The sequence below is a fragment of the Brachybacterium sp. AOP24-D1-21 genome (assembly GCF_052378665.1).
Lineage (GTDB): Bacteria > Actinomycetota > Actinomycetes > Actinomycetales > Dermabacteraceae > Brachybacterium.
This window is the reverse complement of the sequence record NZ_JBQSXX010000002.1, coordinates 907,828-928,082: the sequence shown is the minus strand read 5'-3', so window position 1 is coordinate 928,082 and position 20,255 is coordinate 907,828. Positions and strand designations below refer to the sequence as shown.

Genomic DNA, 20,255 nt, shown 5'->3' with positions numbered 1-20,255 from the left:
GTGGTGAATGACCCTGCTGTGGCGGGTATTCACGCTACGGTTCTCGCGGCGCTGGTGAGCAGGATACGCGTCCGGTAGTTCTCCGCGTTGCGGAATCCGCGGCCGGTGCGTTTGATGTTCTTGATGCCGGTGTTGCCCGCTTCGACCTTCGCGGTGGTTGCGCCGGTGACGATGAGGACCTCGATGGCGTCCCACCAGGTCACGACGGTGTCGTAGAGCTTCGTGGCCTCGGGCATGTTCGCGATCTGGACGAAGTAGCCCATCCGCATCCGCTCCTGCCAGGCCTGGGCGAGAGTGTCGGTGGCCAGCAGGCGTCGGAGCTGCTCCTTGATGCCCCAGGAGGCCGAGAGCTCGTCGGTGGGGTCGTCGGTGCGGAACACCCTCTCCAACCGCTCCCACGCCCTCGGGGTCAGGGTGTCGCCGCCGCGCAGCAGCAGCATCCGGTGGGCCCAGGCCGGGTCGTCCTTGCGGCCCCGACGACCGCGATGGGTGCGGGCCAGGCGCTGCCTGACGGTGGTGACCATGTCGTTCCCGAGCTTGACCAGGTGGAACTTGTCGACCGAGACCGCGGCGCGAGGCAGCCAGGTCCGCAGCGCCTTGCGGAACGCGGCCGAGGGATCGATCGCGACGATCTCGATCCGCTCCCGCCACTGCTCAGAGCGCTGCGCGAGCCAATCCCCGACGGCCCTGGAGTCCCGGCCGTCGACGATGCCGAGGACCTGCCCGGTGGCCAGGTCGACCAGCGTCGTCATCCACGGCTCGAACCGTCTCCAAGCGCCCTCGTCGGTGCGGAACCAGCGCACTGACCGGTAGCGGTGCTCATCGACCCCCAGACGCCTGACCCGCACGTCGTCGACGTCAGGCAGGACCACTGCGGCGGCGCTGAGGGCGGCCTGGACCAGCCACCACGAGACGCCGTGGGCCCGGGCCACCTCGGAGGCTGCACGGCCGGAACGGATCACGGCAGAGACGACCTGGTCCCGCAGTCGGGTCGTCGAGCGTGCGTATCGCGGGATCTGCTCGGTGGCCTCGGCGAACGTGCCCCGGGCACAGGCCGGCTCCAGACAGAACCAGCGCCGCTTGGCCCACACCACCACCGCTGCGCCAGCGACGGGAACGTCCCGGACCTGCTGTGACCGGCGGGAATGGACCTTCGTCGCCAGCACGCCGCAGGACGGACAGCCCGGCGGGACGGTCGAGGCGATCACCACCCGCCGGCCCCCGTCGGGCAGGTCGACGGCATCGATGACGCGGTAATTGGGCAAGTTGAAGATCGTGCTCGCAGCATCACGCTGCGAACCAGTACTCTCGTGCACAGGCTCGTGGTCCTCTGAGATTCGGATGTCTTGACAACACCCATCACAGCAGGACCACGAGCCGTTCTACGTCAACGACGCGACGCTCCCCATCACCACGAACCGGGAAGAGCCCCTATGGGCAGCTCAAGGGTGCTCGCTATGTCCTCGACGCGCTGGACACCTACTGGAGCGCGGAGGCCCTGCGTGCTGCCATCGAGGCCGGTGACATCGACGTCGCGGAGACCGCGGAGGGGGTCGTGGGCATGGCCGAGGTCGCGGAGCTCGGGGACGACCTGGTCCTGTGGAAGCTCTACGTCCTGCCCTCGCAGCAGCGCTCAGGAATCGGGCATGAGCTGATCTCGGCCGCGAAGGATCGTGCGCGGGCGCGCGGCTGCGGCTTGCTCACCGAGTACGTCTCGGAGAACTCGAGCGCCGGCAGCTTCTACGCGCGGGAGGGGTTCGCCCCGACCGCCGCCCCGTGGCCCGGGACGGTAGCCACGTGGGTTCGCTGGCACTGCGATCCTCGCCCGGCTTTCAGCATCCGTCCCGCCGCTGCGGACGACGCCCACGGATGCGCGAGCGTGCATCACACGTCATGGGTCGAGACCTACTCCGAACTGCTTCCGGCATCGCACTGGGAGACCGACACGCTCGAGCAGCGTACTGCGACCTGGCAGAAATGGCTCGACGGCGGGGTCGCCGTGACCGTCGCGGAATCCGCTGACCAGATCATCGGCTTCGCCATTGCACATACGGGGCGGCAGATCGGTCCTCATACGCCGGTGCGCGACCGAGAGCTGTATTCGCTCTATGTGCTCTCCGCGCATCACGGCAGCGGGGCCGGCCAGATCCTGCTCGACGCGGTACTGCCTGCCGACGTCCCGGCCCAGCTCTGGGTCGCCGCGGAGAACCCCTGTGCGCGCCGGTTCTACGAGCGCAACGGCTTCATTCCCGATGGTGCCCGTCACGTCGATGAGACGCTCGACCTCGCCGAGGTCCGGCTCGTCCGCTGACGCTCTGCCGCACCGCTCTTGCGCTTCCCGACCGACCTGCAGAAGGGTATCCCCGCATGGATCTGAGCCTCCGACGTGCGGAGCAGCACGACCTCCCCGCCGCGCAGAAGGCACCGACCTCAGCCAGTTCCGACTCTCGAGCGCGTGCTGTGAAACGACGCTGACGCGCGGAGCGCAGCATTCGCGGCCAGGAGGGCATCCATGGTCTCCGTGGCCAGAGCTCTTCACAAACCCCCCACCATCACCCCTCCTGAGTCGTATCGCGCCGCAGTAGCGTTCACCAGATCGGCAGATTCTGGCGCAAGGGGGGCACCGTGGAGAAGACGATCGACAGGTTCCAGGTATTGATCGCCATTCTTGCCGTGGCCTTGATCATCGGACTGCCGATAGGTCTCTTTTTCCTGGCGGTCCATGCTTTCACTGCTGCTACTTCCACTTCTGCGACCGACACCATCGACGCAGAGTGGGCTCTCGAGCAGAACTGGAAGGTACTCCCTGCTGGGGACGCAGAACTCACTGACGCGATCGAGGACAAGGATGGGTTCCACGGAGATGGACTCGCGGTGTACGTCTATGGCACGGCTGGCTCTCCATCGTGGGTCCTCTCTGACCAGGTAGGAACCATCGACGCCATTGCTTTGCACACAGCCAGCGACATCACGCAGCAGTTGGCACAAGCGCACGACGTCTCTGGGATCCCCGAACCGACGGCGTGCCGGTGGATCTCCGTGCAATCTGACGGCAGCGAATTGATCGAATGTCGCACCGCAGATCCGAACACCTTCGTCCTTGCCGAAAGCCTGATGTAGAACCACCGCTCTGGAGCACTGGCCCGACGAAGCAGCCTGGGCTATCGAGGCGAGGCGGATTCGAGGTCAGTAGGGCGGGGGCGGCGGGTTCTTCCGCCGCTCGAGAGCGCGCCGTCGCGATTCGAGCTGTGCCTGGTAGCGGGTCCAGGAGTCCATGAGCTCGCGCGTCATGTACGGGCTGGCGAGGTCCTCGTTGTCACGGACGATCACGGTCACCCGATCTTGGATCGACCAGGCTGTCCGTCCCGGCAGGCCGGGGATGCACGGCAGACGGGTCGGGTCGATCAGGCCGGCGGTCTTCGCGCGGTGATGTTGCCAGCACAGCAGGTGCAGGTTCTCGATCTCGGTGAGGCCACCGCGTTCCGGATCCCCGCGGTTGTACTCCTCGATGTGGTCCGCCTCGGAGGCCCAGGAGGTGGTGCGGGTGCATCCGGGGACCGCGCAGGTGGTGTTGCGCAGACGCAGATGTTCGAGCATGGCGCGGGTCGGGGTGTAGCTCTCTGCGGGCAGCGGGAGGAAGGCGCCGCTGCAGGGATCGGTGAGCACTCGGTACCAGGTCTCGCTCTGCCCCGCCAGCTCGCGGGCCATCGCCGCGGGAATCGGGATCGTGCCCTCCAGCAGGCCGGGCTCCTGAGAGCCTCCGAGCATGGTCATGACCGGCACGGTGATGTTGAGGCGGAACCGGGGCTTGGGGACCTGGACGCCGTCAGTGTCGAGCGAGGCACCTCCCAGCAGGTCGTACTGGATGAGAGCAAGGGAGGCGGTCATCGCCGTCGCGGCGACGGTGCCGCGCGGGTCCATCGGCGGCGCCTCCCCCGCTTCCAGGGCGTGGCGCTGGGCAGCTTGCACGGCGCGGGCGGCCGAGTCCAGACGCTGGGCGAGGGCGAGGATCTCCGGAGCCGGGCCGATCACCCGCAGGCATCCGATCCCGTCGTCCCGGGTGGGCAGCAGTTCCACTCGGCGCCGACCCTCAGGGGTGACGTGAGCCGGAGTCTCCTGCTGGGATTCCAGGCGGCTGAGCAGCCGGGAGAGCCGCTGATGGAACTGCTCGGTGGTGAGGGTGGTGGGCCAGAGAGATGCGGCCGCATCCACGTGCTCCATCTGGCGTGGGGTGAGGTGGCGGGTGCGACGCAGGATGCGGTCGAACCAGGCGGCGGGGTACTCCCCACTTCCCAGGCGGATGAGCGTGCGCGGGAGCTGAGTGACTGCCACATGGGCGTCATGGAGGATCCGGTCCGCGACCGTCCGCGTGCAGCGCAGAGCCAGAGCGACGGAGAGGAGTTCGGCATCAGCGACGTCTTCGTCGTAGCCCTCGCTCTCGGTGTCGTGGAATGACGGGGCCAGGGCCGTGAAGCGGGCGGCGAGGCGGTGGCTCTCCTCGATCGCCGCGGCGTGGACCTCCCGCAGATGCTCGGGGAGGACTGGGGCTGCGGGAGTGGGGTCAGAGACTTCCGCAGGCGTGTGATCAGCTGCCGCCGTGGACGCCGCCCGGATCTCTGGGAAGGAATTCCGCCGGGTGGAGTCCCCCTCCGCATCTTCCTCACCGAACGGTTCGTTCGCACCTTCGCGAAGATCACCCATCGCACACCTCCTCCCCCTCGATATGGCGACAGCAGTCCCGACCAGAGAAAGAGATCTGCGGGACAGTGCTGCGACTCAATGAAATGCCGTCCCATTATTTTATCGAGGCTCATTGCTGCAGCAAGAGGTTCTCCGAAAATGTGGATAACTCGCGGTGGGGAGGAGAGAATCCGCCACATGTCGTGGATGAGCCGACGGTGGAGGACAACCTCTCCGCCTACCGAAGTACGCCGAGGCTGCGCAGGACGCCGGCCACCCATGCGGCACCCTCAGGCCGCTCCTGCATGGCCCTCCGCCCCCGCCCCGATCCTCCGATCCCCCTCGAGGCCCCTCCCTGGAGAACCTCATCGAGAACCTGCCAATGGAATATCGCGACCCCACACTTTCGAAGAAGCGATCGGGACGATAACACACATCACAGGGATGCCCGAGGGGTGACGCAAAGAATGCGCACAACACAGATACAGCGCTACTCTCTGCAAATGCAGAAGAATTCGCGAGGTCCTCGAAGTCCGTCTATGGGAGCGAATCTCATCGCTCCCTACGCCTCCGCGGCCTCGACGCTGCGGGCTTCGTCCGCGATGCGCACGCTCGCGCTCCTGACGGGGGTCAACGCGCTGGGCAATGGGCTCTTCGCGACGATCAGCATCCTGTTCTACACCCAGCATCTCGGCTTCTCGATCGGCTTTGTCTCGGGGATCCTGGTCCTTGCGACCGTGCTCGCGATCGGGGGTGACCTCGTCAGCGGCAGATTCTCCGATTCCGCGAGCCCGAAGCCGGTGCTCCTGGCCGGGCTCGCACTCTCCGCGCTCGCCACCGCACTGCTGCTGGTGGTCTGGGATGAGGCGAGCTTCGCCCTCGTGCTGTGTCTGATCAGTCTCGGGCAGGGACTGTGCATGTCCTCGAACACCACCCTGATCCGGCGCATCGCCCGCGAGAATCCGGCGCTCGCCCGAGCTTCGTTGAGGTCACTGCTCACCCTCGGGATCTCCGCCGGCGCCCTGCTGGCCGGGCTGGTCCTGGCAAGCAGCAGTGCGACGGCGTTCCGGATCGCGATCCTCGGCAATGCGCTCACCTTCGTCATCGCCGCCGTCATGCTGCTGCGCATCACGGTGCCGCCCGCCCCTGCCGGGGCTGCGGGGCGGCCGCGCCCGGTGCTTCCCGATCGACGGTTCGCCGTGTTCTCGCTCGCCAATGGTGCGATCGGGATCTACCTGCACGTGCTGTCCTTCGCGCTCCCTCTGTGGGCGGTGATCCATCACCCGGAGCTGATCTGGGTCGTCGGCGTCCTGGTCGCGCTGAACGCTCTGTTCACCGCCGCCTTCCAGGTGCCGGCCAGTGCGGGGATCGTGAGCGTCGGTGCGGCGAGCAGGCCCCTGGTCATCGGCGCGCTCTGCCTGGCGATCTCCTACCTGTTCTTCCTCTCCGGCTGGTCATCATCGCCGGGTGTGCTGGTGCTCGTGCTGATCCTCTTCCTCGCTGCGCACACCGCAGGAGAGGTGCTGTACAGCGCCGGCACGATGGAGCTGCTCTTCCGGCTGGCGCCTGCGCAGCAGCAGGGTCAGTACGGTGCGTTCTACGGGATCAGCAACGGGCTGGTCTCCTCCGTGGCGCCAGCGATCCTCGGCGCCGCGATCGCCCTCAGCGGCGGGTGGGGATGGTGGATCCTCGCAGCGGCGACGATCCTCCTGGCGCTCCTCATCCGCGCTGTGAGCAACGGCGCGGACCCACAGGATCCTCCCGGCACGATCGATGCGTGACCGTCCGGATACGGCGAGGTCAGGAGGTGAGCTGCTCCGGGGCGTGCTGAGCTGCCCATGCCGCCCAGCCCGCATAGCTGCCCTCGAGCTCGACCACCTCGAAGCCGGCCCGGCGCAGGGCGGCTGCAGCCACGGCGTTGCGCACGCCGGACTGGCAGTAGGTGACCAGAGGGCCGGCCTCCGGGGCGGGCAGGGCATCCTGCTGGAAGAGGACCTTGCCGGCGTTGAGCTGCTGTGAGCCGGGGAGGTGGCCGTTCGCGTGCTCGGTGCGGTTGCGCACGTCCAGCAGCAGGGCGTTCTCGTGCTGGGCGAGGAAGCCCCCCAGGTCCGCCGGAGTGACCGTCTCCGGGACGGCGCGCGGCAGGCCCTCGAGCGTCGGGGTGTATCCGGCGATGTGGTCGATGCCCACGCGCACCAGATGGTCACGGATCTCGCCGGCCGCGTCGGCGTCCGGGGCGAGCAGCACCAGGGGCGTGTCCTCGGCCTCAGGATCATAGGCCCAGGCCCCGAAGCTCGCGGCCTTGGCGGCGCCGGGCACGGTCAGCGCGCCGGCGACCGTACCTCGATGGATCTCAGCCTGCGGGCGGACGTCCAGGAGCACCATGCTGCCGTCGTCCAGGCCCTGTGCGATCTGCGCGGTCTCGAGCTTCGCCAGCGGCGGCCGCTCGCCGAGCGGGGCCGGGCCCTGGACGTTCTGGCGCTTCATGCGGGCGAAGTAGGCGTGGGCGTCGGGCTGACCGTCGAGCAGCTCATCGATGAAGCCCTGCTCATCGTCGTTGGCCAGATAGGGCGCCCACCAGGCGAATCTGCGTTCATACCCGACGGTGGTCGAGGGCAGTGCCCCCAGGGCCTTGCCGCACGCGGAGCCCGCACCATGTCCCGGGAAGACCTGCACATGATCGGGGACGGTGAGGAAGGAGTCCTTCAGCGAGGCGAACAGCTGCTTCGCGCCGGTGAAGCGGGTGTCCTGGAAGCCGGCGGCCTCATCCAGCAGGTCCGGCCGGCCCACGTCGCCGGAGAAGACGAAATCGCCCGTGAGGTAGTAGCCGGGCTCGTCCGTGACGGCACCGTCGGTCACCAGGAAGGACAGGTGCTCCGGGGTGTGGCCCGGGGTATGGCGCGCGGTGATGGTGAGGTTCCCGAGCGTGAGGGTGTCCAGATCGTGCAGGACCTCGGCGTCGAAACGGTAGGTCCAGTCCTCTCCGCCTTCACCGGAGACGTAACCGGTCGCGCCGGTCGCGGCGACGAGCTCGCGGGTGCCGGAGAGGAAGTCGGCGTGCACGTGGGTCTCGGTCACGGCGGTGATCCGCAGGCCGTGGCGGGCAGCGAGGTCCAGGTACCGCTGGACGTCGCGGCGGGGATCGACGACGAGCGCCTCTCCGCTGGCCTGACAGCCGATCATGTAGCTGGCCTGGGAGAGGTCCTCATCGTAGATGCGCTCGAGAAGCATGATTCCTCCTGCGGTTCAGAAATGGACGGTGCTGCGCGGGTCGGTGACTGCGGTGACTGCGGTGAACGGCGGCGGCATTGACTGGAACTGCCGGTGATCAGGCCAGGGACAGGAACATCTTCTCCAAGTCCTTCTTGTCCAGGCTCTCCTCCGGGTTCTTCAAGCACTGCTCGAGGCCGCTGGCGATGATCGCGAACCCTGCACGGTCCAGTGCCTTGGACACCGCGGCGAGCTGGGTGACCACATCCTTGCAGTCGCGCCCCTCCTCGAGCATGCGCACGACGGCAGCCAGCTGCCCCTCGGCGCGCTTGAGACGATGAACGGTGGGGGTGAGCTCATCGAGATTCAGCTGCACGGAAGCTCCTGATGGTCGGGTATCTCGACCGTATACCCCAGGGGGTATCACGCTCAACCCCCTGTCGAGGACTGGCGAGCGGCGGCCGGACGGCCCACGGCGGAGCCACCGCAGACAGGCAGGGGCCGCTGCGCAGCGGTGTGGCAGAGTTTCCTGCAGGGCCATGAACAGCCCGTCCCGCCTGAGCGAAGGAGCCTCCGCATGCGCGCACTGATGCTGCACGAGAAGAACCGGATGTCGATCGAGGAGGTCGAGCCCGTCGGCGCTCCCGGCCCAGGACAGGTTCGGATCAAGATGCACACCGTCGGCATCTGCGCCTCGGACGTGCACTACTGGACCGACGGCAAGATCGGCCCCTTCGTGGTCGAGGCGCCGATGATCCTGGGGCATGAAGGCGCCGGCACCGTCGTCGAGGTGGGCGAGGGCGTCACCCACCTCTCCCCCGGTGACCGGGTCGCGATGGAGCCCGGCGTGCCCGATCCCAGCTCCCGTGCGGTGCGCGAGGGCAACTACAACGTGGATCCCGGCGTGCAGTTCTGGGCCACCCCGCCCGTGCACGGCTGCCTCGTCGACGAGGTCATCCATTCCGCCGCCTTTACCTTCAAGCTTCCCGACAGCCTCAGCTTCGCCGAGGGTGCGCTGATCGAGCCGTTCTCCGTGGGCATGTACGCCGCGACGAAGGCCGGGATCAAGCCCGGCGATGTCGCCGCCGTCGTCGGCGCCGGGACCATCGGGATCATGACCGCGATCGCCGCCCGCGCGGGCGGCGCGAGCACCGTCTTCATCTCCGACGTGCTGCCGCAGAAGCTCGCGCTGCTCGACGGGCTCGAGGGCATCGTCACGGTCGACGCCACCACGGAGGACCTGGGCGAACGGGTCCGCGCGGAGACCGGCGGCTGGGGCCCGCAGGTGGTGTTCGAGGCCACCGGCGCCACCCCCGCCTACAAGAAGCTCTGGGAGCTGCCCGCGCCGGGCGGCCGCATCGTGCTGGTGGGCATGCCGGTGGATCCGGTGCCCTTCGACATCGCCACCGCGCAGAGCCGCGGCATCTCCCTGGAGACGGTGTTCCGCTACGCGAACGTCTACCAGAAGGCGATCGACCTCGCCGCGACCGATGCCGTGGACCTCTCCCGCTTCGTCTCGGAGACTTTCACCTTCGAGAACTCCGTGCAGGCCTTCGAGCGCTTCCTCGAGGGCCGGCCGACGGATGTGAAGCTGCAGATCACACTCTGATGCCCCGCCTGCGGGTGCTGCTGGACCTCGACGGCACGCTGGTGGACCGCCAGCGTGCCTTCGAGGACTGGGCGCGGTTCTTCCTCGTGGAAGTCCGAGCCCCGGCGGCGGAGCTGGAGTGGCTGCGGGCGGCCGACGAGAACGGGTACCGCCCGCGACCCTAGCTCGCCGCGGCGATCGTCGAGCGGCTGTGCCCCTCTTCCCAGGCATCCGAGATCGAGCAGCGCCTGCAGCTCGAGGTGATCGAAAGCATCACCTGCTACCCCGGGGTGCTCGATGCGCTGCGCGTTCTGCGCGACGGGGGTGCTGAGCTCATCCTGGTCACCAACGGGACCGTTCTCCAGCAGAGCGCGAAGATCGAGCGCACTGGGCTCAGCCCGCTCCTGGGTCGAGTGGTGATCTCCGAGGCGGTGGGGGATGAAGAAGCCGGATCCGAGGATCTTCGCGCTCGCTGTCGACGGGCTCGAGAACGGCATCGAGACGTGGATGGTGGGCGATCATCCGTCGGCCGATATCGCGGGTGGCCGCGCGGCCGAGTTCTTGACTGGCTGGGTCAGTCATGGGGAAATCTGGCCGCACCCCTGGGAGCCGACGTTGAGCGCATCGACAACCAGGGAGATCCTGTGGACCCTTGCCGCATGACGTGGGAGTGCTCCGCGGACGCCTCTCTCCGGAGGCGCCAGGAAGGGATAGTCTCAAGAGCTGATTTGCACCCCCATAGGAGCTGATGATGTCCGCCTCTCCCGTCACCGTCGTGCCCGCCGTGCGTCTGGCACCCGACGCCCCCGCCGCCGCCACGACGCCGGACCAGTCCCCGGTTCAGTACGCCGTGCACGTGCTGCACGACAATCCCGAGTGGCTGCCACCGTTCCGCCGGGCCTTCGAGGCCGAGGGCGTGCCGCTGGTCGAATGGCGACTCGGCGAAGGTCACCTCGACCTGGACTCCGAACCGCCCCGCGGAGTGATCTGGTCGCGCCTGAGCGCCTCCTCGCACACCCGCAACGCCCCGCTCGCCAAGGACGCCGCCCGCTCGATCACTGCCTGGGCCGCCTCCTGGGGTCGCCGCGTGGTCAACGGCCAGCACGTCGCGGACCTCGAGGTCTCCAAGATCCTCCAGCACGCCCAGCTGCGTCGCGCCGGCTTCGACGTACCTCGCACCCTCGCAGTCTTCGGGAGCGACAGACTGATCGACGTGGCCGAAGGCTTCCGCGCTCCGTTCCTGACCAAGCACAACCAGGGCGGTAAGGGGCTCGGAGTGCGTCGTTTCGACGACCACGCCACTTTCGCCGACTACGTGCACGGCGACGAATTCGAGGACGCCGCCGACGGGATCACCTTGCTGCAGGAGCTGCTGGTCGCCGACGAGCCCGCCATCACCCGTGCCGAGTTCGTCGGCGGTGAATTCGTCTACGCGGTGCGGGTGGACACCTCCGGTGGGGCCTTCGAGCTGTGCCCCGCTGAGGCCTGCGCCATCCCCGGCCAGGACGACGCGGCGGAGCCGATGTTCCGGATCCGCCCTGAGGTGACCGCAAGTACGCCTCTGATCCGCCGGTACCAGGCGCTGCTGACCGAGCTGGGTATCGAGATCGCCGGGATCGAGTACATGACGACGGTAGACGGCCGTACCGTCACCTACGACGTCAATACCAACACCAACTACAACCCCGAGGTCGAGGCATCTCTGGAAGTCTCTGCCGCCCGGCACATCGCCCGCTACCTGGGTTCCCTGCTGAACGAAGAACGAGAGGCAGACGAGAACTGATCCCGGGACGTGGATGGTGGGAGATCGTCCCTCGGCCGGCGTCGGCGGCGCACGAGCCGTCTGCGGACGCGACGATCCGGTTCAGGCCGACTCCTTTGACAGCATTTAGAGGTTGTCCGATGAGTAACAGCGTTCAACTGTTGTCTAAATGCGCATACTGGGGTGCGTCATGGAGAGCTAGCCTCAAGCGATGAGCTCCTACGACGACACCCGGCGAGCCTGGGACGACGCGTCCTCCAAGCATGTGCGGGAGTACGCGGAACTCCTCGAGCAGGCCCGCATCGCCCGGCTGCTGCCGGTCGAGGACGAGCTGCTGCGGCCCCTGATCGGCGACGCCGAGGTGCTGCATCCGCAGAGCGGTCACGGGCTCGACGACCACGCGCTCCTCCGACTCGGAGCTCGCAGCGTGCGCGGCCTGGACTACAGCCTGACGGCGGTCTCCGCTGCGCAGCGCCGGGCCGACGAGCTGGGCGTCCCGTGCCGCTACGAGGTCGCCGAGCTGCCGGACACCGGGCTGCCCGGGCAGATCGCGGATCTGGTCTACACCGGCAAAGGCGCCCTGATCTGGATGGAGGACCTCGACGCCTGGGCGGCGGAGATGCATCGACTGCTGCGTCCCGGCGGGCATCTGTTCGTCTACGAGGCGCATCCTCTGGTGCCGCTGTGGGCCTGGGACCACGACGAGGCGCGGGTGCGAGAGGACCGCAGCTACTTCGCCGCGCACCACGTCAACGACACCTTCCCGGCCCGCGGGGCGACGGAGCATCAGCGGACTTTGGCCGAGATGGTCATGACGGTGCAGGGCGCCGGCTTCGAGCTGCTGCATCTCGCAGAGCATCCCCAGCCGTTCTGGATGCCCGAGGACGAGGATGCGGCCGCCGCCTGGGACGGTCGGCTGCCGAACGCCCTCAGCCTGCTGGCGCGTCGGAGGAGCTGAGCGCCGCCCGGCGCTGCCAGAACACGACGGCGCTGGCCGCGGCGACGTTCAGGGAGTCCACTCCCCCGGCCATCGGGATCACCACGTGCGCATCGACTGCATCCAGCGTGGCGGGCTTCAGCCCGTGGCCCTCGGCGCCGAGCACGAAGGCGACCTTGCGGTCCGGGCCCAGATCCACCTCGTCGAGCGGGATGGCGCCCTCGGTGAGGGCCATCGCGAGCACATCGAAGCCGGCCTCGTGCAGCAGGTCCACGCCTTCGCGCGGCCAGGCGTCCATGCGCGTCCACGGCACCTGGAAGACGGTGCCCATCGAGACTCGGATCGAGCGGCGGTACAGGGGGTCCGCGCACTGCGGGGTCACCAGCACCGCATCGACTCCGAGCGCGGCGGCGGAGCGGAACATGGCGCCGACGTTCGTGTGGTCCACGATGTCTTCGATCACCGCGACAGTACGCGCGGTGCGCAGCAGCTCGCGAGCCGTCGGCAGCTCGGGCCGCTGCATCGAGGCGAGCGCCCCACGGTGCAGGTTGAAGCCGGTGAGCTGCTCGACCAGCGATTCCTCCCCGGCGTAGACGGGCACGTCAGGGAACTGCTCGTAGAGCGGGGCGAACTTCGCGAGCCACTTCTCGTTCATGAGGAAGGAGCGCGGCGCCATCCCGGCCTCGATCGCCCGGGAGATCACTTCGTAGCTCTCGGCCATGAACAGGCCCCGCTCCACCTCGACGCGGGAGCGCAGGCGGACGTCGGTCATGCGCAGGTAGTCGTCCAGCGCCGGATCTGCGAGGTCGGTGACCTGCTGCAGCTGAGGGTGCTCCACCACCGGGTCAGTTCAGGGAGAGCGAGCGGGCGGTGTACCGCTCGCCGCGCTGCTCGACGATCAGCGGCAGGCCGAACGTGCGGGTGAGGTTCTGGGAGGTGAGGGTCTCGCCGATGGGGCCGGCGGCGACCACGGCGCCCTCGCGCAGCAGCGCCACATGGGTGTAGCCGGGCGGGATCTCCTCGACGTGGTGGGTGACCAGCACGGTCACCGGAGTCGCAGGGTCCTTCGCGAGCCGTCCCAGGGTGCGCACGAGGGACTCGCGGCCACCGAGGTCCAGGCCTGCGGCGGGCTCATCCAGCAGCAGCAGCTCGGGATCGGTCATCAGCGCCCGGGCGGCGAGCACGCGCTTGCGCTCGCCGGTGGAGAGGGTGCCGAACATTCGCGCGGCGAGATCTCCGACGCCGAAGGCGGCCAGCAGGGTGCGGGCACGGTCCAGATCGATCTGGTCGTACTCCTCACGCCAGCGGCCCACCACACCGTAACCGGCGGTGACCACGACGTTCTCCGCGGTCTCCTCGACCGGGATGGTGTCGGCGAGCTCCTGGCTGGCCAGCCCGATCAGGGGGCGCAGCTCGAACACGTCGACCTTGCCGAGCCGCTCGCCGAAGATCTCGACGCTTCCGGTGCTGGGATGCATCCGGGCGGAGAGCAGCCGCACGAGGGTGGACTTCCCGGCGCCGTTGGGGCCGAGGACCGCCCAGCGCTCCCCCTCGTTGACCTCGAGGGAGACCGCATCGAGGATCGGCGCCCCGCTGCGGCGGACGGTGACATCGTTCAAGGAAGCTGCTGCGACGGACATGCCTCTGAGCCTATCGGGTGAGCGGCCCCTCACCTGCTCACGTGGCCGACATCCCACCCATAGACTGACCGAGCCCGACTCGCCGCTCCAGGAGGTGCTCGTGCCGCATCGGCCCGTCTCCCTGCACGCCCCCCGAGGGTCCATCGCCGCCGACGTGATCCGTGAGGGCATCGACGCCCTGCTCGCGGACCAGGATGGCGACGTCCCGCTCCAGTTCTCTCCGGAGGTGCTCGCGGAGGCGGAACGGGCCGCCGCCCAGGATCCTTCGGCCGCGCAGCGCATCGACCGCACCGAGATCCCGTTCATGACCCTGGATCCCGCCAGCTCCACCGACCTCGACCAGGCGATGCACCTCGAGCGCACGAGCGACGGGTTCCGGGTGCTGTACGCGATCGCCGATGTGCCGTGGTTCGTCGCGCTCGACGGCCCGCTGGACCATGCGGCCCGCGACCGCGGCGAGACGCTCTATCTGCCGGACCGGCGGATCCCCCTGCACCCCGAGGTGCTCTCCGGGGGCGCCGCCTCCCTGCTCCCGGACCAGGACACCCCGGCGTTCGTCTGGGTGCTCGACCTCGACGGGGCGGGCGAGGTGCGCAGCATCGGCCTCGAGCGCGCGATGATCCGCTCCGTGCAGAAGCTCGCCTACGACAGGGTGCAGGAGGAGCTCGATCAGGGCGCGGGCCAGCCGATGATGCTGCTGCTCCAGGAGATCGGGGCGCTGCGGACCCAGCTGGAGGCCCAGCGCGGCGGTGCGAGCTTGAATGTGCCCGAGCAGGAGATCGTCGCCGAGGGGGACGTGGTGCAGCTCAGCTGGCGCCGCCCCAATCCGATCGAGGACGCCAATGCGCAGATCTCGCTGATGACGGGCATGGCGGCGGCCTCGCTGATGCTCGAGCACGGTGCCGGCATCCTGCGCACCATGCCCCCAGCCGAGCAGCAGGCGGTGGACCGCTTCCGCCGCCAGAGCCAGGTGCTCGGGATCCCCTGGACCACCGAGCAGAGCTACGGGGAGTTCCTGCGCTCGCTGGACTGGCACGAGCCGACGCACCTGGCTCTGCTGAACCTGGCCACCTTCCTGTTCCGGGGTGCCGGCTATGCGGCGTTCGCCAGCGCTGCGGAGGTTCCCGAGGACCCGGAGCAGTCCGCGATCGCCGCCCCTTACGCGCACACCACCGCGCCGCTGCGCCGCCTGGTGGATCGGTTCGTGCTGCTGGTCTGCTACGACCATGTCTCCGGCCGCACCCCCTCACCGGAGCTGCTGGCGGCGATGGCGGAGATCCCGGAGGCGATGCGCGCGGCCGGAGCTCGTGCCGGTGATCTGGAGCGCAAGGCGATCGGGCTGGTGGAGACCGCCGCCCTCGCCGCCTGGGAGGGCGAGGAGTTCGAGGGGACCGTCCTCGAGCGCCGGGAGGCGACGCAGTCCAGCAACGGGAACGGTGGGGGGAACGGACAAGGAAACCGTCATGGGAACGGCAATGGGAATAGCGGTGCCCCCACCCGCGTCGAGGTGCAGCTGACGGATCCGCCGATCACGACCTGGGTGCCGATGGACGCCGCGCCCGGCGAGGTGGTGCGGGTCCGGCTCGAGTCCGTCGACCCAGCGAAGCGCCGCGCCGTCTTCGTCGCAGCCGGAACCGACGCCGCCGATCGGGCCGACGCCGCCGACGGGAACACGGCGTGAGCGAGGCCGCCGCGGGCAGGGACCTAGTCGCTCTTCCTCGCGCGGCGGTGCTGATGCTGTGGGTCTCCGCCTACCTGCGCGGTGACATGGGGCCCGACGACGCGGCACAGATGAGCTACGGCGTGGGGCGCAGCGGCCCCAGTGGCGAGGGAGAGGACCTCTTCAGCTGGATGACGGGTCTGCGACGGCTGCCGCTCGCGCAGCTGCGACTGGTCCTGCCTGTCCCCGGCCGCCTGGCCGGTCTCGTCGGCCCTCCCTCTGCGATCCCGCTCGCGCTCGCCGCGGAGCAGGCGATCGTGGTCACCGCCGCGGGCATCGCCGACCACACGCTGATCCCCGTCCTCTCGTCCGTCGAGCATGAGGGAGGCCCGGTCAGCGCGGTCTCCTGGGCACGCGCGGCCGCGCCGGTGGGCGCCCAGGTGCCGCCGGCCGCCACCTCGGGCAGCGCACGCCAGGATCTGCTGCAGGCGCTGCAGCGGGCCGCGAACGGGAGCGTCGAGCTGGATCTGGTGCCGGATGAGCCGGTGGAGCCGGCCCGGATCCCGCCCGGGTGGGTCTCCACCGCTCTGCCTCGCCACATCGACAGCTCCGCGGCGCATCTGCTGGTGCTCGCCGCGCGCACCGTGCTGCTCACCCGCGCGGAGATCGACGAGGGGCACGGCCACACCGTGCACCTCGCCGAGGCCCTGGCCCGGCGCGGGCTGCTCGACGAGTTGCATGAGGCGGCCCGCAGTGCGCTCGTCGAAGCCGTCGAGCGGATCCTCGCCGAGCAGACCGGCTGAGCCCCGGACCCCCTGTGCGTCAGGAGCTCTGCGCGAGCACGGTCCGGTACACCTCCAGGGTGCGCTCGGCGATCGAGGTCCAGGAGAAGTGCTCGGCCGCCCGGCGCCGGGAGGCCTCGCCCATCTGCTTCGCCCGAGCAGGATCGGAGACCATCCGCACCAGCGCGTCGCGGGTGTCCGCGATGAGCTTCTCGGGGTCCACCGGGGTGCCGGTCCCGTCGGTGACCTGCTCGAGCTGGACGAGATAGCCGGTCTCTCCGTCGACCACGACCTCGGGGATGCCGCCGGTCGCGGAGGCGACCACGGGGATGCCGCAGGCCATCGCCTCGAGGTTCACGATCCCGAGCGGCTCGTAGATGCTGGGGCACGCGAAGGTGGTGGCGTGGGTGAGGATCTGGGTGAGCTCGTGCCGGGGCAGCATCTCGGTGATCAGGTGGACGTTGCCGCGCTCCTTGGCGAGCTCTTCGACCAGCGAGCTCACCTCCTGCGCGATCTCCGGGGTGTCCGGGGCGCCGGCGCACAGCACCACCTGGTAGTCGCGGGGAAGATCCCGTACCGCGCGCAGGAAGTACGGCAGGCCCTTCTGGCGGGTGATCCGGCCCACGAAGACGATCGTCGGCGCCTCGGGGTCGATCCCTCGGGAGGTCAGCGCCGAGGTCTCCGGATTCGGGGACCACGACTCGATGTCGATGCCGTTGTGGACCACGTGGACCTTGGCCGGGTCGACCGTCGGGTAGGACCGCAGGATGTCCTCGCGCATGCCTGCCGAGACGGCGATGACGCCGGCCGCGCCCTCGTAGGCGGTGCGCTCGGCGAAGGAGCTCACCGCGTACCCGCCGCCGAGCTGCTCGGCCTTCCACGGCCTCAGCGGCTCCAGCGAGTGGGCGGAGAGCACGTGCGGGGCACCATGCAGCAGCGACGCCATATGGCCGGCGAAGTTCGCGTACCAGGTGTGGGAGTGGAGGAGATCCGCCCCCGCGCAGTCCGCCGCGATCAGCAGGTCCGTCCCCAACGTCGAGAGGGCGGCATTGGCGCCCTCGAGCTCGGCGGGAGTCGAGTAGGAGAATGTCCCCTCCTCATCCCTCGGGGCGCCGAAGGCCCGCACCCGCACGTCGATGTGCGGGCGCAGCACCTTCGTCAGCTCGGCGACATGGACGCCGGCACCGCCATAGACCTCGGGCGGATACTCCTTGGTGAGCAGATCGACACGCATGTCAGGCTCCTTCTCATGGGCTCGAACGGTTTCTCATGGGCAGAGTCAGATCATCGGACAGCGCCTGGGCCGCGCTGCGGTCCGAGGGACGAAGTCCGGCGTGATGGGTGCCACTTCTGGACTATCCTCGCACCATGTCGTCCAAAAAGGTTCTCGCCATCGTTCTCGCCGGCGGCGAGGGGAAGCGGCTGATGCCGCTGACCCTTGATCGGGCCAAGCCCGCGGTGCCGTTCGGCGGCATCTACCGCCTCATCGATTTCGCCCTGTCGAATATTGCCAACTCCGGCTATCTGCGCGTCGTGGTGCTCACGCAGTACAAGTCGCACTCCCTCGACAAGCACATCGCCCAGACCTGGCGGATGAGCTCGCTGCTGGGCAATTACGTCGCACCGGTCCCGGCGCAGCAGCGCATGGGCAAGCACTGGTTCCGCGGCAGCGCCGACGCGATCGCCCAGTCCCTGAACCTGATCTACGACGAGAAGCCCGACTACGTGGTGGTGGTCGGCGCCGACAACATCTACCGCATGGACTTCTCGCAGATGCTGGACGCCCACATCGAATCCGGGAAGTCCTGCACCGTCGCAGCGATCCGGCAGCCGATCGAGATGTCCGACCAGTTCGGGGTGATCGAGACCGATTCGTCGGATCCCACCACCATCAAGGCGTTCGTCGAGAAGCCGACCGAGACCGAGGGGCTGGCCGACGATCCCAGCTCGATCCTCGCCTCGATGGGCAACTACATCTTCAATGCCGACGCGCTGGTCGAGTCGGTGACCCGGGATGCCGAGGACGAGACCTCCAAGCACGACATGGGCGGGGACATCGTGCCCTCCTTCGTGGCTAAGAATGACGCGGCCGTCTACGACTTCATCCGCAACGACGTGCCCGGTTCCACCGACCGGGACCGTGACTACTGGCGGGACGTCGGCACGCTCGATGCGTTCTACGACGCGCACATGGATCTGATCTCGATCCATCCCGTCTTCAACCTCTACAACTCCGAATGGCCCACTTTCACCGGCCACCGCAACGAGCCGCCGGCGAAGTTCGTCCATGCCGGGCCGGGCCGCGTCGGCTCCGCCGTGGACTCGGTGATTTCCCCCGGAGTGGTCGTCTCGGGTGCGCAGGTCTCCAGCTCGGTCCTGTCCCCCGGCGTACGGGTGAACTCGTGGTCCAACGTCTCCGACTCGGTGCTGATGGACGGTGTGATCGTGGGTCGCCACTGCCAGATCCATCGCGCGATCATCGACAAGGGAGTCGTGGTGCCCCCGCGCACCCAGATCGGTCTGGATGCCGCGAAGGATCGTGCGCGCGGCTGGGTGGTCACGGAGTCGGGCATCACGGTGCTCGGCAAGGGCACGGTCATCACCCCGTGACCACTGCGGCGACCGAACCCACCGCCCGCACGGCGACCGGGCTGCTGGTCTCCGACGTCGACTCGACCTTCCTCACCCAAGAGGTGATCGAGCTCGTCGCGGAGCATGCCGGGGTGCGGGACCGGGTTGAGGAGATCACCACGGCTGCGATGCGCGGCGAGCTCGATTTCGCGCAGTCCCTGCGCGCCCGGGTGGCGCTGCTCGAGGGGCTCGATGAATCGGTGCTCGCAGCGGTCCGGGGCGTGCTGGTCCCCACCCCGGGCGCGCTCGAGCTGGTGCGGCGCGCGAAGGCGGCCGGCTGGGTGACAGCACTGGTCTCCGGCGGATTCCACGAGGTCATCGATGAGCTCGCCGCGGAGATCGGCATCGATCATGTACGCGCCAACCGTTTCGAGATCACGGATGGCCGTTTCACCGGAAGGGTGTCCGGACCGATCATCGACGGCGCCGCCAAGCGCCGTGCCCTCGAGGAGTTCGCCGCGCAGCATCGGGTGCCCACCTCGCGGATCATCGCCCTGGGCGACGGGGCCAATGACCGGGAGATGCTGGCCGCGGCCGGCACCGGAATCGCCTTCCGGGCCAAGCCCGCGCTGCGCGAGATCGCCGACGTGGAGATCGACGGGGAGTCGCTGCTGGACGCCTGGCCCCACCTCGAGAGCGCTGCGAGCACCGTCACCGATCGGTGACCCCAGGCAGCTGACCCACAACAACTGACGGACCATCGTCACCCGGCCGCAGGGCCTGGGTGACGAGGGTCCGTCATGCTGATCTGCTCCGTCGGGTCGACGGAGAGCCGTGCGTCAGGGCTCTTCCGGTCAGGGACGGACGATCGTGTGCAGGGTCAACGACTCCTCCTGCAGCTCGTCCCAGCTGCTCGCCACGCCGGAGAGCACGGCCAGCCCGCCGGTCGGCATGCCGATGCGGGCCTGGGCGACTGCGCCGGGATCGGAATCATCGTCGGCCAGCAGCGCGCTGAGGGTAGAGATCGTCGGCTCATGGCCGATGACCAGCGTGACCGGGTGCTGGTCTCCGATGCCGTGCACCAGTGCGAGGAGCTCGGCAGCCCCACCGGTGTAGATCTCCTCGTGGAAGGAGACCTTGCCGTCGAAGCCGGGCATCATCGAGGCCGCCGCCTCCCAGGTCTGGGTGGTCCGCAGCGAATCGGAGACCAGCACCCGGGAGACCTGCACGCTCTGCGCGGCAAGGTACTCCCCGACGAGGCGGGCCTGAGCCTCCCCCTTCTCGGCCAGGGCGCGAGCGTGATCCGGCTGGCCGGATCCGCTCTCCGCCTTGCCATGACGCATCAGGAGCAGCAGACGACTGTCGGGGTCGGAAGATGACATGGAGATGCGTTCACGCCTTACGGGATCGGTGGTGCAGGTTCGG

General features: G+C 68.8%; 20 protein-coding genes. 12 read left to right on the top strand and 8 right to left on the bottom strand.

The annotated features are described in order from the left end of the window. Positions 1 to 29: 29 nt before the first annotated feature. Positions 30 to 1,316, bottom strand: a complete 1,287-nt coding sequence (locus tag ACT3UF_RS18935; RefSeq protein WP_073884858.1) for an ISL3 family transposase — start codon at positions 1,314 to 1,316, stop codon at positions 30 to 32. 14 nt (positions 1,317 to 1,330) lie between these two features. Here ACT3UF_RS18935 and ACT3UF_RS18930 point away from each other — a divergent pair, with 14 nt between their 5' ends. Both ACT3UF_RS18930 and ACT3UF_RS18925 read left to right on the top strand, forming a co-directional pair. Then, positions 1,331 to 2,311, top strand: a complete 981-nt coding sequence (locus ACT3UF_RS18930; protein ID WP_444608471.1) for a GNAT family N-acetyltransferase — start codon at positions 1,331 to 1,333, stop codon at positions 2,309 to 2,311. A 314-nt stretch (positions 2,312 to 2,625) separates the two neighbouring features. After that, positions 2,626 to 3,120, top strand: coding sequence for a hypothetical protein (locus ACT3UF_RS18925; protein WP_442331651.1), 495 nt, complete (start codon positions 2,626 to 2,628; stop codon positions 3,118 to 3,120). Between the two features lie 66 nt (positions 3,121 to 3,186). On the opposite strand, the gene ACT3UF_RS18920 is transcribed toward ACT3UF_RS18925, so the two are convergent. Beyond that, positions 3,187 to 4,701 carry an HNH endonuclease signature motif containing protein gene (locus ACT3UF_RS18920; RefSeq protein WP_444502607.1) on the bottom strand — a complete coding sequence of 505 codons (1,515 nt, stop codon included), beginning with the start codon at positions 4,699 to 4,701 and terminating at the stop codon, positions 3,187 to 3,189. 518 nt (positions 4,702 to 5,219) lie between these two features. Between ACT3UF_RS18920 and ACT3UF_RS18915 the strand changes: the two genes are divergently transcribed. After that, positions 5,220 to 6,461, top strand: coding sequence for an MFS transporter (locus tag ACT3UF_RS18915; protein ID WP_442331653.1), 1,242 nt, complete (start codon positions 5,220 to 5,222; stop codon positions 6,459 to 6,461). Between the two features lie 19 nt (positions 6,462 to 6,480). Here the strand turns inward: ACT3UF_RS18915 and ACT3UF_RS18910 are convergent, their stop codons facing one another. Then, positions 6,481 to 7,911 (bottom strand): MBL fold metallo-hydrolase, encoded by a 1,431-nt coding sequence (locus tag ACT3UF_RS18910; RefSeq protein ID WP_441443051.1) that lies wholly within the window; start codon positions 7,909 to 7,911, stop codon positions 6,481 to 6,483. A 97-nt stretch (positions 7,912 to 8,008) separates the two neighbouring features. Beyond that, a complete protein-coding gene (locus ACT3UF_RS18905; protein WP_441443050.1) occupies positions 8,009 to 8,266 on the bottom strand; it encodes a metal-sensitive transcriptional regulator in 258 nt (85 codons plus the stop codon). A 201-nt stretch (positions 8,267 to 8,467) separates the two neighbouring features. Between ACT3UF_RS18905 and ACT3UF_RS18900 the strand changes: the two genes are divergently transcribed. The 5 genes from ACT3UF_RS18900 (at position 8,468) to ACT3UF_RS18880 (ending at position 12,198) form a co-directional block, all read left to right on the top strand. Then, the gene (locus tag ACT3UF_RS18900; protein WP_441443049.1) at positions 8,468 to 9,499 is read left to right on the top strand and encodes an NAD(P)-dependent alcohol dehydrogenase; all 1,032 of its coding nucleotides are present in this window, start codon (positions 8,468 to 8,470) and stop codon (positions 9,497 to 9,499) included. Further along, positions 9,499 to 9,663 (top strand): hypothetical protein, encoded by a 165-nt coding sequence (locus tag ACT3UF_RS18895; RefSeq protein ID WP_441443048.1) that lies wholly within the window; start codon positions 9,499 to 9,501, stop codon positions 9,661 to 9,663. Before ACT3UF_RS18900 ends, ACT3UF_RS18895 begins: the two co-directional genes overlap by 1 nt. Positions 9,664 to 9,916: 253 nt before the next feature. After that, positions 9,917 to 10,141: an HAD-IA family hydrolase gene (locus tag ACT3UF_RS18890; RefSeq protein ID WP_441443047.1), complete on the top strand. Its 225-nt coding sequence runs from the start codon at positions 9,917 to 9,919 to the stop codon at positions 10,139 to 10,141. 88 nt (positions 10,142 to 10,229) lie between these two features. Further along, complete coding sequence (locus ACT3UF_RS18885) at positions 10,230 to 11,261, top strand: ATP-grasp domain-containing protein (protein ID WP_444592417.1); 1,032 nt, start codon at positions 10,230 to 10,232, stop codon at positions 11,259 to 11,261. A gap of 190 nt (positions 11,262 to 11,451) precedes the next feature. Further along, a complete protein-coding gene (locus ACT3UF_RS18880) occupies positions 11,452 to 12,198 on the top strand; it encodes a class I SAM-dependent methyltransferase (RefSeq protein ID WP_441443045.1) in 747 nt (248 codons plus the stop codon). On the opposite strand, the gene ACT3UF_RS18875 is transcribed toward ACT3UF_RS18880, so the two are convergent. Beyond that, the gene (locus tag ACT3UF_RS18875; RefSeq protein ID WP_441443058.1) at positions 12,170 to 12,949 is read right to left on the bottom strand and encodes a TrmH family RNA methyltransferase; all 780 of its coding nucleotides are present in this window, start codon (positions 12,947 to 12,949) and stop codon (positions 12,170 to 12,172) included. The genes ACT3UF_RS18880 and ACT3UF_RS18875 overlap by 29 nt on opposite strands. 73 nt (positions 12,950 to 13,022) lie before the next feature. Continuing rightward, entirely contained in the window at positions 13,023 to 13,817 is a 795-nt protein-coding gene (locus ACT3UF_RS18870) for an ABC transporter ATP-binding protein (RefSeq protein WP_441443044.1), read from the bottom strand. 100 nt (positions 13,818 to 13,917) lie between these two features. Here ACT3UF_RS18870 and ACT3UF_RS18865 point away from each other — a divergent pair, with 100 nt between their 5' ends. Further along, positions 13,918 to 15,498, top strand: coding sequence for an RNB domain-containing ribonuclease (locus ACT3UF_RS18865; RefSeq protein ID WP_441443043.1), 1,581 nt, complete (start codon positions 13,918 to 13,920; stop codon positions 15,496 to 15,498). After that, positions 15,495 to 16,280 carry a hypothetical protein gene (locus ACT3UF_RS18860; protein WP_441443042.1) on the top strand — a complete coding sequence of 262 codons (786 nt, stop codon included), beginning with the start codon at positions 15,495 to 15,497 and terminating at the stop codon, positions 16,278 to 16,280. Before ACT3UF_RS18865 ends, ACT3UF_RS18860 begins: the two co-directional genes overlap by 4 nt. A 19-nt stretch (positions 16,281 to 16,299) precedes the next feature. Here the strand turns inward: ACT3UF_RS18860 and glgA are convergent, their stop codons facing one another. Beyond that, positions 16,300 to 17,493, bottom strand: coding sequence for a glycogen synthase (gene glgA, locus ACT3UF_RS18855; protein WP_441443041.1), 1,194 nt, complete (start codon positions 17,491 to 17,493; stop codon positions 16,300 to 16,302). 134 nt (positions 17,494 to 17,627) lie between these two features. Here glgA and glgC point away from each other — a divergent pair, with 134 nt between their 5' ends. Beyond that, entirely contained in the window at positions 17,628 to 18,869 is a 1,242-nt protein-coding gene (gene glgC, locus ACT3UF_RS18850; protein WP_442331658.1) for a glucose-1-phosphate adenylyltransferase, read from the top strand. After that, a complete protein-coding gene (serB, locus tag ACT3UF_RS18845; protein ID WP_442331659.1) occupies positions 18,866 to 19,555 on the top strand; it encodes a phosphoserine phosphatase SerB in 690 nt (229 codons plus the stop codon). Before glgC ends, serB begins: the two co-directional genes overlap by 4 nt. Before the next feature lie 129 nt (positions 19,556 to 19,684). On the opposite strand, the gene ACT3UF_RS18840 is transcribed toward serB, so the two are convergent. Beyond that, a complete protein-coding gene (locus ACT3UF_RS18840) occupies positions 19,685 to 20,212 on the bottom strand; it encodes a SixA phosphatase family protein (RefSeq protein ID WP_441443038.1) in 528 nt (175 codons plus the stop codon). Between the last annotated feature and the right edge of the window lie 43 nt (positions 20,213 to 20,255).